The 12,048-nt window shown below is 64.7% G+C and carries 12 protein-coding genes; 11 read left to right on the top strand and 1 reads right to left on the bottom strand.

What is annotated here, in order from left to right; all coding sequences use genetic code 11:
• Nucleotides 1-21: 21 nt before the first annotated feature.
• The 10 genes from tsf to fabZ all read left to right on the top strand — a co-directional run bounded on the left by tsf (nucleotide 22) and on the right by fabZ (nucleotide 10,737).
• Nucleotides 22-945, top strand: a complete 924-nt coding sequence (gene tsf, locus E4K64_RS16330; RefSeq protein WP_126257371.1) for a translation elongation factor Ts — start codon at nucleotides 22-24, stop codon at nucleotides 943-945.
• Between the two features lie 60 nt (nucleotides 946-1,005).
• On the top strand, nucleotides 1,006-1,722 hold the full coding sequence (gene pyrH / locus E4K64_RS16335; RefSeq protein ID WP_135164420.1) for a UMP kinase: 717 nt from the start codon (nucleotides 1,006-1,008) through the stop codon (nucleotides 1,720-1,722).
• A gap of 68 nt (nucleotides 1,723-1,790) precedes the next feature.
• Entirely contained in the window at nucleotides 1,791-2,354 is a 564-nt protein-coding gene (gene frr / locus E4K64_RS16340) for a ribosome recycling factor (protein ID WP_126257373.1), read from the top strand.
• Between the two features lie 12 nt (nucleotides 2,355-2,366).
• On the top strand, nucleotides 2,367-3,125 hold the full coding sequence (locus tag E4K64_RS16345) for an isoprenyl transferase (RefSeq protein WP_126257374.1): 759 nt from the start codon (nucleotides 2,367-2,369) through the stop codon (nucleotides 3,123-3,125).
• Nucleotides 3,122-3,964, top strand: a complete 843-nt coding sequence (locus E4K64_RS16350; protein ID WP_135164421.1) for a phosphatidate cytidylyltransferase — start codon at nucleotides 3,122-3,124, stop codon at nucleotides 3,962-3,964. Before E4K64_RS16345 ends, E4K64_RS16350 begins: the two co-directional genes overlap by 4 nt.
• Nucleotides 3,965-3,968: 4 nt before the next feature.
• Nucleotides 3,969-5,192: a 1-deoxy-D-xylulose-5-phosphate reductoisomerase gene (gene dxr, locus E4K64_RS16355; protein WP_126257376.1), complete on the top strand. Its 1,224-nt coding sequence runs from the start codon at nucleotides 3,969-3,971 to the stop codon at nucleotides 5,190-5,192.
• Nucleotides 5,193-5,235: 43 nt separating this feature from the next.
• Complete coding sequence (rseP, locus tag E4K64_RS16360; RefSeq protein ID WP_135164422.1) at nucleotides 5,236-6,387, top strand: RIP metalloprotease RseP; 1,152 nt, start codon at nucleotides 5,236-5,238, stop codon at nucleotides 6,385-6,387.
• Between the two features lie 176 nt (nucleotides 6,388-6,563).
• Complete coding sequence (gene bamA / locus E4K64_RS16365) at nucleotides 6,564-9,086, top strand: outer membrane protein assembly factor BamA (protein WP_135164423.1); 2,523 nt, start codon at nucleotides 6,564-6,566, stop codon at nucleotides 9,084-9,086.
• Nucleotides 9,087-9,211: 125 nt separating this feature from the next.
• Nucleotides 9,212-10,279: a UDP-3-O-(3-hydroxymyristoyl)glucosamine N-acyltransferase gene (gene lpxD, locus E4K64_RS16370; protein WP_135164424.1), complete on the top strand. Its 1,068-nt coding sequence runs from the start codon at nucleotides 9,212-9,214 to the stop codon at nucleotides 10,277-10,279.
• Complete coding sequence (gene fabZ / locus E4K64_RS16375) at nucleotides 10,276-10,737, top strand: 3-hydroxyacyl-ACP dehydratase FabZ (protein WP_024341283.1); 462 nt, start codon at nucleotides 10,276-10,278, stop codon at nucleotides 10,735-10,737. Before lpxD ends, fabZ begins: the two co-directional genes overlap by 4 nt.
• Before the next feature lie 17 nt (nucleotides 10,738-10,754).
• Here fabZ and E4K64_RS16380 read toward each other — a convergent pair whose 3' ends face one another.
• Complete coding sequence (locus tag E4K64_RS16380; protein WP_135164425.1) at nucleotides 10,755-11,078, bottom strand: KTSC domain-containing protein; 324 nt, start codon at nucleotides 11,076-11,078, stop codon at nucleotides 10,755-10,757.
• 175 nt (nucleotides 11,079-11,253) lie between these two features.
• Between E4K64_RS16380 and lpxA the strand changes: the two genes are divergently transcribed.
• Nucleotides 11,254-12,045 carry an acyl-ACP--UDP-N-acetylglucosamine O-acyltransferase gene (gene lpxA / locus E4K64_RS16385; protein ID WP_135164426.1) on the top strand — a complete coding sequence of 264 codons (792 nt, stop codon included), beginning with the start codon at nucleotides 11,254-11,256 and terminating at the stop codon, nucleotides 12,043-12,045.
• Nucleotides 12,046-12,048: the final 3 nt, after the last annotated feature.

Raw genomic sequence — 12,048 nt, forward strand, 5'->3', positions numbered from 1 at the left:
AGGCACAAAGGATTTTCAACGATGGCAACGATCACAGCTGCGATGGTCAAGGACCTGCGCGAGTCGACCGGCGCGGGCATGATGGACTGCAAGGCCGCGCTGACCGAAAACGACGGCAACATGGAAGCGGCGCAGGATTGGCTGCGCAAGAAGGGCCTGTCCAAGGCCGCCAAGAAGTCGGGCCGCGTCGCCGCAGAAGGTCTGATCGGCGCGCTCACCAAGGGCACCAAGGGCGTCGTGGTCGAGGTCAATTCCGAGACCGACTTCGTCGCGCGCAACGGTCAGTTCCAGGGCCTGGTCAAGATGATCGCCCAGGTCGCATTCGACGTCGGCGCCGACGTCGAGAAGATCAAGGCCGCCAAGGTCGGTGACGTCACGGTCGAAGCCGCGATCAACGACGCGATCGCCACCATCGGCGAGAACATGACGCTGCGCCGCGCCGCTGCGCTCGAGGTGAGCCAGGGCGTCGTGGCGCACTACGTCCACGGTGCCGTCGTCGACGGCGCCGGCAAGATGGGCGTGATCGTGGCGCTGGAATCGCCGGGCAAGGCCGACGAGCTCGCAGCGCTCGGCCGCCAGATCGCGATGCATGTCGCCGCCGCCAACCCGCTCGCGCTCGATCCGTCCGGCCTCGATCCGGCGGTCGTCAAGCGCGAGAAGGACGTGCTCGCCGACAAATATCGCCAGCAGGGCAAGCCCGAGAACGTGATCGAGAAGATCGTCGAGTCCGGCCTGAAGACCTATTACAAGGAAGTCTGCCTGCTCGAGCAGGCCTTCATCCACGACACCGGCAAGTCGGTGGCGCAGGCGGTGAAGGAAGCCGAGGGCAAGGTCGGCGGCGCGGTGAAGATCGCGGGCTTTGTGCGCTATGCTCTCGGTGAGGGAATCGAGAAGCAGGAAAGCGACTTCGCCGCCGAGGTCGCCGCGGCCAGCGGCAAGAAGTAAGCGCCGGAACGTTCCTTCCGGCGTGCCGCCGGAAGCGGCGCCCGGACAAGGAAGGTGCTCATGACTGATCCGGTCTATCGTCGCGTCGTGATCAAGCTGTCCGGCGAATATCTCGCGGGACAGCAAGGCTTTGGCATCGACCAGCCGACCGTCGACCGGGTTGCGGATGATCTGATCGCCGCCCGCAAGCTCGGCACCGAGGTTGCGGTCGTGATCGGCGGCGGCAATATCGTGCGCGGCGTCGAGGTCTCCGCCCGCGGCGTCTCGCGCCCGACCGGCGACACCATGGGCATGCTCGCCACCATGATGAACTGCCTCGCGCTGGAAGCCGCGATCGAGCGCAAGGGCACGCCGGCGCGCACGCTGTCGGCCTTCGTCATGCCCGAGATTTCCGAGCTGTTCACCCGCACTGCGGCGCACAAATATCTCGCCGAAGGACGTATCGTGCTGCTCGGCGGCGGAACCGGTAATCCGTACTTCACCACCGATACGACCGCGGTGCTGCGCGCCGCCGAGATCGGCGCTCAGGCGGTGCTGAAGGCGACCAATGTCGACGGCGTCTACTCGGCCGATCCGAAGAAGGATCCCGCCGCCACGCGGTTTGACCGGCTGACCCATTCGCAGGCGATCGAGGGCGGCTACAAGGTGATGGATGCGACCGCCTTCGCGCTTGCCCGCGAGACGTCGCTGCCTATCATCGTATTCTCGATCGCGGAGCCGGGGTCGATCGGCGCGATTCTGCGCGGCGTCGGCCACGGAACCATCGTCGCCGGCTGACGGCTCATCTGGCGCGCCCGAAAGGGAAGGCGCGGGAGCGGTCGCCGGGATTTTGAAGGAGAAACGTGATGCCCACGGGTAATTTCGACCTCAACGAAGTGAAGCGCCGCATGCAGGGCGCCGTCCAGTCGCTCAAGCACGAGCTCGGCGGCTTGCGGACGGGGCGCGCCTCCGCCTCGATGCTCGATCCGGTGCAGGTCGATGCCTATGGCGGTCACATGCCGCTCAACCAGCTCGCCACCGTCAGCGTGCCGGAGCCGCGCCTGATCTCGGTGCAGGTCTGGGACAAGTCTATGGTCAAGGCGGTGGAGAAGGCGATCGTCGATTCCAATCTCGGCCTGTCGCCCGCAACTGAAGGCCAGGTGCTGCGGCTGCGCATCCCCGAGCTGAACGAGGAGCGGCGCAAGGAGCTGGTGAAGGTCGCGCACAAATATGCGGAAGCCGCCAAGGTCGCCGCGCGCCACGTCCGCCGCGACGGCCTCGACGTCCTCAAGAAGCTCGAGAAGAATCACGAGATGTCGGAGGACGACCAGAAGCGTCACGCCGACGAGGTGCAGAAGGCGACCGACGGCACGATCGCCGAGATCGACCAGCTGCTGGCCGCCAAGGAAAAAGAAATCCTCACCGTTTAAGGCATCGCCTTCATGTCCAACGCCGCCGCGCCCGCAACGGAAGGACCCGATCGGTCCGAGGCGCCTGCGCATGTCGCCATCATCATGGATGGCAACGGGCGTTGGGCGGCCGCGCGCGGTCTGCCGCGTGCGGAGGGCCATCGCCGCGGCGTCGAGGCCCTGCGCCGCGTCGTGCGCGCCTCGCACGAGCTCGGCATCCGCTATCTCACCATCTTCTCGTTCTCGTCGGAGAACTGGTCGCGCCCGGCGAGCGAGATCGGCGATCTGTTCGGCCTGCTGCGCCGCTTCATCCGCAACGACCTGGCGAGCCTGCATCGCGACGGCGTCAAGGTCCGCATCATCGGCGAGCGCGAGGGCCTCGAGAGCGACATCTGCGCGCTGCTCAACGAGGCCGAGGAGCTGACACGCGACAATTCACGCCTCACGCTCGTCGTCGCCTTCAACTACGGCTCGCGGCAGGAGATCGCCAAAGCGGCGCAAAAGCTTGCCCGCGAGGTCGCGGAAGGAAAGCGCGACCCTGCTACGATCGATGCCGAGACGCTCGGGGCGCATCTCGATGCGCCCGACATTCCAGATCCCGATCTCATCATTCGCACCAGCGGCGAGCAGCGCCTGTCGAATTTCCTGATGTGGCAGGCCGCCTATAGCGAGCTCGTGTTCGTGCCGATCCACTGGCCCGACTTCGACAAGGCGGCGCTCGAAGGCGCGATCGCCGAATTCGCCAGGCGCGAGCGCCGTTTCGGCGGCCTGGTCGCGAAAACCGCCTCGTGAGCGAACACGATTCCGCACCGGTGGGCGCCAAGCCTGCCCCGAGCAATCTGGTGATGCGGGTCCTCGCAGCGCTGGTGCTGGCGCCGCTCGCCATTGCTATCGCTTATGCCGGCGGCTGGCTCTGGGCGCTGCTCGTGACCCTGGTTTCGATCGGGCTGTTCGCGGAATGGCTGACGGTGGTCGGCGCAGGCTCGGCCGCGCTGACCGGGGCAGGGACGGTCGTCATCGCCATGATGGGCGCCGCCGTGACCTTTGGCGGGCTCAAGACCTCCATCGTCGTTGGCCTCGTCGGCGGCGCGATCGTGACGCTGATCGCGCGCGGCAAGTTCGTCTGGGCAGCGACGGGTTTTGCCTACGCAGCGGCGGCGTTGCTGGCCTCGATCCTGTTGCGCAAGGACCTCGTCAACGGCTTCTCCGCGCTGATGTTCGTGCTGCTCGTGGTGTGGGCGACCGATATCGGCGGCTATTTCGCCGGCCGCAGCATCGGCGGGCCGAAGCTCTGGCCGCGCGTGAGCCCGAAGAAGACCTGGTCCGGCGCGCTCGGCGGCTTCGTGGCGAGCCTTGCGGTGGCCGGAGGTTTTGCCGCTTGCGGCATCGGCAAGGCGGTTCCGCTGCTCTTGGTCGGCGCCGTCCTCTCAGTGGTGTCGCAACTCGGCGATCTCTTCGAATCCGCCGTGAAGCGGCGCTTCGGTGTCAAGGATTCCAGTCACTTAATTCCCGGCCATGGCGGGCTTATGGACCGCCTGGACGGTTTTGTCGCCGCCATCCTGGCGGCCTGGATTATCGGCTTTCTCCGCCATGGTGTGCATAGCGCCGGAAGCGGTCTTATGGTTTGGTGAGGATATGAGCGCGGTCCCATTGCGAAACAACAAGGCTGCGGCGGCGTCCGTCCGCAGCGTCACGGTTCTCGGCGCCACCGGCTCGATCGGCGACAGCACGATGGATCTGCTGCGCGCCTCGCCCGAGCGCTACCGCGTCGAAGCGCTGACGGCGAACGGCAACGTCGAGGCGCTGGCAAAGCTCGCGAAGGAATTTTCCGCGCGTTATGTCGCGATCGCCGACACCTCCAAATTCGCCGAGCTCAAGGCCGCCCTGGCGGGAACGAGCACGGAATGCGGCGCCGGCGAAAGCGCGGTGATCGAAGCCGGCGCGCGTCCGGCCGATTGGGTGATGGCGGCCGTGAGCGGCGCCGCCGGATTGAAGCCGGCACTGGCGGCGGTCGATCGCGGCGCGCACGTGGCGCTGGCCAACAAGGAATGTCTGGTTTGCGCCGGCGATTTCTTCATGCAGCGTGCCGCCAAGGCGGGCGCATGCATCCTGCCGGCCGATTCCGAACACAATGCGCTGTTCCAGGCGCTGAGCTCCGGCAACCGCGACGAACTGGTCCGCGTCATCATCACGGCCTCGGGCGGCCCGTTCCGCACCTGGAAGCCGGCGGACATTGAGCAGGCGACCCTCGAACAGGCGCTGAAGCATCCGAACTGGAGCATGGGCCAGAAGATCACGATCGATTCCGCCTCGATGATGAACAAGGGCCTCGAGGTGATCGAAGCGTCCTATCTGTTCGCGCTTGCGCCCGAGGAAATCGACGTTCTCGTTCATCCGCAGTCGATCATTCACGGCATGGTCGAATTTTCCGACTGCTCGGTGGTGGCCCAGCTCGGCGCGCCTGACATGCGCACTCCGATCGCGCATTGCCTCGGCTGGCCCGACCGGATCAAGGGGCCGGCGGCCAAGCTGGATCTCGCCAAGATCGGCCAGCTGACCTTCGAGGCGCCCGATTTCGAGCGCTTCCCCGGGCTGCGCCTGGCTTTCGATTCGCTCAGGACGGGGAAGGGCGCGACCACGGTCTACAACGCGGCCAACGAGGTCGCGGTCGCCGCGTTCATCGCCGGCAAGATCCGGTTCGGCGCGATCGCACGGCTGGTGGAGGCGACGCTGGACGACTGGATCCGGAGCGGGAACCAGGCACCGCTGACGTCGGCGGACGATGCAATCTCTGTTGACCATGTTGCGCGAAATAGAGCTGCCGCCCTATTGCCTCAAATTGCCTTAAAGGCATCCTAGTTGGTTCGGACCAGGGCCTTGCGGCGCTGGATGAGGGAACTCGATGATCGATTTTTTTACCCATAGTTTCAATACGTTGAGCCATGGGCTCCTCGGCTACGCGGTTCCCTTCCTGTTCGTCCTGACGATCGTCGTGTTCTTCCACGAGCTCGGCCATTTTCTGGTCGCGCGCTGGGCAGGCGTGCGGGTGCTGACCTTTTCGCTCGGCTTCGGACCTGAGCTGATCGGCTTCAACGACCGCCGTGGCACTCGCTGGAAGATTTCGGCCATCCCGCTCGGCGGCTACGTCAAGTTCTTCGGCGACGAGAGCGAGGCCTCGACCCCGTCCGCGCAGACCCTTGCGGCCATGACGGCCGAGGAGCGCGCCGGCAGCTTTCACCACAAGAAGGTCGGTCCGCGTGCCGCCATCGTCGCGGCCGGTCCGATCGCCAATTTCATCCTGGGTGCGCTGATCTTCGCCGGCATGGCCCTGTATTACGGCAAGCCGAGCACGATCGCGCGCGTCGACGGCGTCGTCGCCGATGGCGCGGCGGCTGCGGCCGGCTTCAAGGTTGGGGACGTGGTCGTCCAGATCGACGGTAAGCCGATCGAGAGCTTTGCCGACATGCAGCGAATCGTTGCGATGAATGCGGGTTCGGCGCTTGCCTTCCAGGTGAAGCGGGACGGTACCATCGTCTCGCTGACGGCAACCCCGGCGCTGCTCGAGCGTAAGGATCCGTTCGGCAACAGCCACCGTCTCGGCGTGCTCGGCATCGAGCACAAGGCACAGGCCGGCGAGGCCTCCACCGCGCCGGTGGGCATCGGCGAGGCGCTCAAGATCGGGGTCGAGCAGGTCTGGTTCATCATCACCAGCACCTTCAAGTTCCTTGGCTCGCTGTTCGTCGGGCATGGCAATCCCAACGAGGTCAGCGGCGTCCTGGGAATCGCGAAGATGTCGGGGCAGGCGGCCAGCGCCGGGTTCCAATTCGTGATCAACCTGTGCGCGGTGCTGTCGGTGTCGATCGGCCTGCTGAACCTGTTCCCGATCCCGCTGCTCGATGGCGGCCACCTTATGTTCTATGCGGCGGAAGTGGTCCGCGGCCGGCCGCTGTCCGAGCGGACTCAGGAGATGGGGTTCCGAATCGGGCTCGGCTTGGTGCTGATGCTGATGGTGTTTGCGACCTACAACGACATCCTGCGGATGGCGGCATCTTGATGGAGGCTTTTTTGTGGCGTTGCTGTTGAGCAACGTCTTGGAATGAAATTGAAATCACGACGCTTTCGGCCGTTTGCGGCGTCGGCGAAATTGGCTACAAGTGGCCTCGACTTGGGGAATCTCCGGACCGGCGTTGGGGTTGGGTCTGGCACGGAATGATAAGGGCGCGTTGCGCGATGAAGTTTGGACTGCGACTCCGGGGGGGCTTGCTCGCAACCCTGATCATGTTCGGCGCGCCGGTGGTTGCCCCGGTCGGGGCTGTTTTTGTGTCTTCGTCTGCGCTCGCTCAGACCGTTCAGTCGATTTCCGTCCAGGGAAATCGCCGCGTCGAGGTGGAGACGATCCGCTCCTATTTCAAGCCGGGTCCGGGCGGCCGCCTGGATCAAGGCGCCATCGACGACGGCCTCAAGGCGTTGATCGAGACCGGCCTGTTCCAGGACGTCAGGATCAACCGCGGTCCCGGCGGCCAGATCGTCGTTTCGGTGGTCGAAAACCCGGTGATCGGCCGGATCGCCTTCGAGGGCAACAAGAAGATCAAGGACGAGCAGCTCACCCTTGAAGTCCAGTCCAAGGCGCGCGGCACCTTCTCCCGCGCCATGGTGCAGTCCGACACGCTGCGAATCGCCGAAATCTATCGCCGGTCCGGCCGCTACGACGTGCGCGTCACGCCCGAGGTCATCGAGCAGCCGAACAACCGCGTCGATCTCGTCTTCACGATCGAGGAGGGCGTCAAGACCGGCGTCAAGTCGATCGAGTTCGTCGGCAACAGCGCGTTCTCGTCCTACCGCCTCAGGGACGTCATCAAGACGCGCGAAACGAACCTGCTGAGCTTCCTGGGCAGCGGTGACGTCTACGATCCCGACCGCGTCGAAGCCGACCGCGACCTGATTCGCCGGTTCTATCTCAAGAACGGTTACGCCGACGTCCAGGTGGTGGCCGCGCTCACCGAATACGATCCGGAGAAGAAGGGCTTCAACGTCACCTTCAAGATCGAGGAAGGCGCTCAATATCGCGTCGGCGCGGTCGACTTCCGCTCCAGCATCCCGAACTTCGATCCATCGTCGATGCGCGGTTATTCGCGCGTCCATGCCGGCTCGCTCTACAACGTCGAGTCGGTCGAAAAATCGGTCGAGGAGATGCAGATCGAGGCCTCGCGCCGCGGCTACGCCTTCGCCGTGGTCCGCCCGGGCGGCGACCGCAACTTCGAGGCGCACACCGTCTCCGTCGTTTTCAACATCGACGAGGGCCCGCGCACCTATATCGAGCGCATCAACCTGCGCGGCAATACGCGCACGCGCGACTACGTCATCCGTCGCGAGTTCGACATCTCGGAGGGCGACGCCTACAACCGCGCCCTGGTCGATCGTGCCGAGCGGCGCCTGAAGAACCTCGATTACTTCAAGAGCGTGAAGATCACGACCGAGCCGGGCTCGTCGAGCGATCGCGTGATCCTGATCGTCGACATGGAAGAGAAATCGACCGGCGACTTCTCGGTCTCGGGCGGTTACTCCACCACCGATGGCGCTTTGGCCGAAGTCTCGATTTCCGAGCGCAATCTGCTCGGCCGCGGCCTGTTCGCCAAGGCGTCGGTGACCTATGGCCAATATGCACGCGGCTACTCGCTGTCGTTCGTCGAACCCTATCTGCTCGACTACCGCGTCGCGCTCGGCCTCGACCTCTATCAGCGCCAGCAACTCGCCAACAACTACATCTCCTACGGCACCAAGACGCTCGGTTTCTCGCCGCGCCTCGGCTTCTCGTTGCGTGAAGATCTGTCGCTGCAGCTGCGCTATTCGATCTACCAGCAGGAAATCACGCTGCCGGGCTACTTGGCGAACTGTAACAACAATCCGGGCAGCGCGGCGTTCAATCCGAGCCCGGCTTACGCGGCCGCCAACGGCATCGACCTGAGCTCGAGCGGCGGCCTCGGTTGCTACAGCGATGGCGAGGCCTCGCTACCGGTGCGCAGGGAGCTTGCCAACGGCAAGACGCTGACCTCGGCGCTGGGCTACACGCTCACCTACAACACGCTGGACAACAACAAGAACCCGTCCGACGGTCTGCTCATCGACTTCCGGCAGGATTTCGCCGGCGTCGGCGGCGACGTGTCCTATCTGAAGACCGTGGCGGACGGAAAGTACTATGCCCCGCTGGTGTCCGACATCGTTGGTCTCGTCCGCCTCCAGGGCGGCATTCTGACCAAGATGAACGACGACCTGCGGATGCTCGACCATTTCCAGATGGGTCCGAACCTGGTCCGCGGCTTTGCTCCCAACGGCATTGGCCCGCGTGACTTGAACCCCTTCGGTTCGCGAGACGCGCTCGGCGGCACCAAGTATTGGGGCGCTTCGCTCGAACTGCAGATGCCGTTCTGGTTCCTGCCGAAGGAAGTGGGTCTGAAGGGTGCGGTCTATGCCGATGCCGGCGGCCTCTACGACTATAAGGGACCGACGGGCTGGACCACGACCAACGAAGTCAATGTGCCGGGCTGCATCCCGTCGACCTTCAATCCGTCAACGACGGGAACATGTACCGGCCTCGTCTATGACGACAGCAAGGTCATCCGCTCGTCGGTTGGTGTCGGCCTGATCTGGCAGTCGCCGTTCGGTCCGCTGCGCTTCGACTACGCCGTGCCGCTCAGCAAGGGCAAGTACGACCGTACGCAGGAATTCCGGTTCGGCGGCGGCACCACGTTCTAGTTCGATCAGCACGGCACGATCCGGATCAATGGAGCCGGTTTCCGAAGGGGATCGTGCCATTCCAACAGATGGGGCATGATGCGGCCTGACCGCTTCATGCCGAAGCCGGACCGCGACGGGGTGGAATGGCGCAACCGATCTTCTTCACAAAGCCGCCTGCCTCAGCGCTGGCTGACATTGCCACGCTGGCCAAGGCCGAGCTGGTCGATCCCGGCAGGGGCGGCCACGTCATCACGGGCCTTGCTTCGCTCGACGAAGCCGGCCCGATGCATCTGGCGTTCTTCGACAACCTCAAATATGCCGACGACCTCAAGGCGACCAAGGCCGGCGCTTGCCTGGTCAGCCCGCGCTTCGAGGCCCAGGTGCCCGCCCATGTGGCGGTGCTGCGGGTGGCGCAGCCGTTCCGGGCCTTCGTCAGGATCGCGCGGGAATGGCATGGGGACGCGCTGAGACCGCAATCCTGGGTCGGTAATGACGGTATCGCACCGTCGGCGATCATCGATCCCTCGGCCCGGCTCGAGGACGGCGTGATCGTCGACCCCCTGGCGGTGATCGGCCCGGATGTGGAGATCGGCAGCGGCACGGTGGTCGGCGTCGGGGCGGTGATCGGTCCCGGGGTCAAGATCGGCCGGGACTGCAACGTCGGCGCCCGAACCGCGATCCAGTGCGCCCTGATCGGCAACAACGTGCTGATCCATCCCGGCTGCTCGATCGGCCAGGACGGCTACGGCTTCATCTTCTTCGGCCCCGAGGGCCATCTGAAGGTGCCGCAGACCGGCCGGGTCCTGATCCAGAACGATGTCGAGGTCGGCGCGGGGACCACGATCGACCGTGGCAGCTTGCGTGACACGGTGATCGGCGAGGGGACCAAAATCGACAATCAGGTCCAGATCGGCCACAATGTGACCATTGGCCGGCACTGCCTGCTGGCGGCCCAGATCGGCCTCGCCGGCAGCCTGACCATCGGCGACAACGTGGCACTCGGAGCAAAGGTTGGCATCAACAACCACCTCAAGATCGGCGATGGAGCCCAGGTCACCGCGATGAGCGGCGTCAAGGACGACATCCCGCCGGGCGGACGCTGGGGTGGCCTCTTTGCCAAGCCGACCAAGCAATGGTTCAAGGAGATCATCGCGGTGGAGCGCCTGGTGCGCGACAGCAAGGCCGATGCGAAGGACGAGGGACGGGAATGACGGCGGAATCACCTGTGAAGTTCGAGCTGGTGGATATCAATGCCATCCTCCAGACCCTGCCGCACCGCTTTCCGATGCTGCTGATCGATCGCGTGATCAACATCCGCGCCGATTACAGCGGCATCGGCATCAAGAACGTCACCTTCAACGAGCCGGCCTTCCAGGGGCATTTCCCGGAACGCCCGGTCTATCCCGGCGTCATGATGATCGAGGCGATGGCGCAGACGGCAGGCGTGATCGGCATCAAGTCGGTCGAAGGCACCGAGAAGCCGCGCGCGGTCTATTTTCTCACCATCGACAAGTGCAAGTTCCGCAAGCCGGTGCTGCCCGGCGACACCATCGAGTATCACATGCGCTCGCTCGGCCGCCGCAAGGCCATGTGGTGGTTTCACGGCGACGCCAAGGTCAACGGCCAGGTGGTTGCGGAAGCCGATGTCGGCGCCATGCTGACGGACTGAGCGTTTCCGGCCGAGGCTTACGCGCTGCAATCGTAGCGGCCGCCGGCGGCCTCGCGGCGGATATGCCGATTGAAGAATTGGCCCATGGACGGCGCGCCCAGAAGGCGGTCGACCGTCTCGGCGGCGACGCCGCAATAACGCGCATAGAAGCCGCCAGTCGCGACGACGAGATCGTGCCGCGCGGGGTCGTAACAGACGCGCTGAAGCACGGTGCTGCGATTGATGTCGCGGCATTCGAATGAAGCGAGGTCGACCGGTCGGCGATCACCGGTTTCGACCGTCTCGGACACGATCGGCGCGGCCGCGAGCTGTGCGAGCAGAAGTGCCAAGGTCCTGACCACGAGTGTTGAAGCTCCGCATGAACTTTGGGGCGGACCGGGACGGCCGCCTCATCCGATACTTGAAACAGGCCGAGATGATACGTCACTGGACAGATCGGGCATAGACGCGCTAACCACCGGAAAACTGAATGACTTCAACACATAATCAGAGCTTCCTGACGAGTAAGATTGCTTGATGAGCAAGATTGATCCCACCGCACGGGTCGCGGACGGCGCCGTGATCGGCGAGGGCACCGAGATCGGGCCCTATTGCATCATCGGCCCGAATGTCGTGATCGGCGCGAACTGCAAGCTGATCGGGCACGTGCATGTCACGGCGCAGACGACCATCGGCGACGATTGCACCATCTATCCCTTTGCCTCGCTCGGCACGCCACCGCAGTCGCTCAGCTACCGGGGCGAGCTGACGAAGCTCAAAATCGGATCGGGCTGCACCATCCGGGAATCCGTGACGATGAATGCCGGTACCGTCGCCGGCGGCGGCGTCACCAGCGTCGGCGATCGCGGCTACTTCATGAATTGCAGCCACGTCGGCCATGACTGCCATGTCGGCAATGATGTGATCTTCGCAACCTCCGCCACGCTCGGCGGTCATTGCGAGATCGGCGACTTCGTCTTCATCGGCGGCCTGTCCGCCGTGCATCAGTTCACCCGCATCGGGCCCCAGGTGATGGTCGGCGGCGTCTGTGGCGTGCGCGACGACATCATCCCGTTTGGCCTCGTCAACGGCCAATATGCGGTGCTGGAAGGCCTCAACCTGATCGGCATGAAGCGGCGCAAGTTCACCAAGCAGCGGCTGGCGACGGTGCGGGGGTTTTACCAGAAACTCTTCCACGGCCCCGGTACCTTCGCCGAGCGGTTGGAAGCATCCAGGCCGCTCGCGGGCGAGGATCCGGCGATCGCCGAGATCCTCGACTTCATCGGCAAGGGCAAACGCCCGCTGTGCCTTCCCGCCATCGCGAAGTGACCT

Source organism: Bradyrhizobium frederickii, from assembly GCF_004570865.1.
GTDB classification, from domain to species: Bacteria; Pseudomonadota; Alphaproteobacteria; order Rhizobiales; family Xanthobacteraceae; genus Bradyrhizobium; species Bradyrhizobium frederickii.

Excerpts from the sequence above, each read along its gene's own strand:
- fabZ (WP_024341283.1), top strand. The coding sequence starts at position 10,276 with ATGACGGCGGAATCACCTGTGAAGTTCGAGCTGGTGGATATCAATGCC.
- lpxD (WP_135164424.1), top strand. The coding sequence starts at position 9,212 with ATGGCGCAACCGATCTTCTTCACAAAGCCGCCTGCCTCAGCGCTGGCT.
- E4K64_RS16345 (WP_126257374.1), top strand. The coding sequence starts at position 2,367 with ATGTCCAACGCCGCCGCGCCCGCAACGGAAGGACCCGATCGGTCCGAG.
- lpxA (WP_135164426.1), top strand. The coding sequence starts at position 11,254 with ATGAGCAAGATTGATCCCACCGCACGGGTCGCGGACGGCGCCGTGATC.
- tsf (WP_126257371.1), top strand. The coding sequence starts at position 22 with ATGGCAACGATCACAGCTGCGATGGTCAAGGACCTGCGCGAGTCGACC.
- rseP (WP_135164422.1), top strand. The coding sequence starts at position 5,236 with ATGATCGATTTTTTTACCCATAGTTTCAATACGTTGAGCCATGGGCTC.
- frr (WP_126257373.1), top strand. The coding sequence starts at position 1,791 with ATGCCCACGGGTAATTTCGACCTCAACGAAGTGAAGCGCCGCATGCAG.
- pyrH (WP_135164420.1), top strand. The coding sequence starts at position 1,006 with ATGACTGATCCGGTCTATCGTCGCGTCGTGATCAAGCTGTCCGGCGAA.
- bamA (WP_135164423.1), top strand. The coding sequence starts at position 6,564 with ATGAAGTTTGGACTGCGACTCCGGGGGGGCTTGCTCGCAACCCTGATC.
- dxr (WP_126257376.1), top strand. The coding sequence starts at position 3,969 with ATGAGCGCGGTCCCATTGCGAAACAACAAGGCTGCGGCGGCGTCCGTC.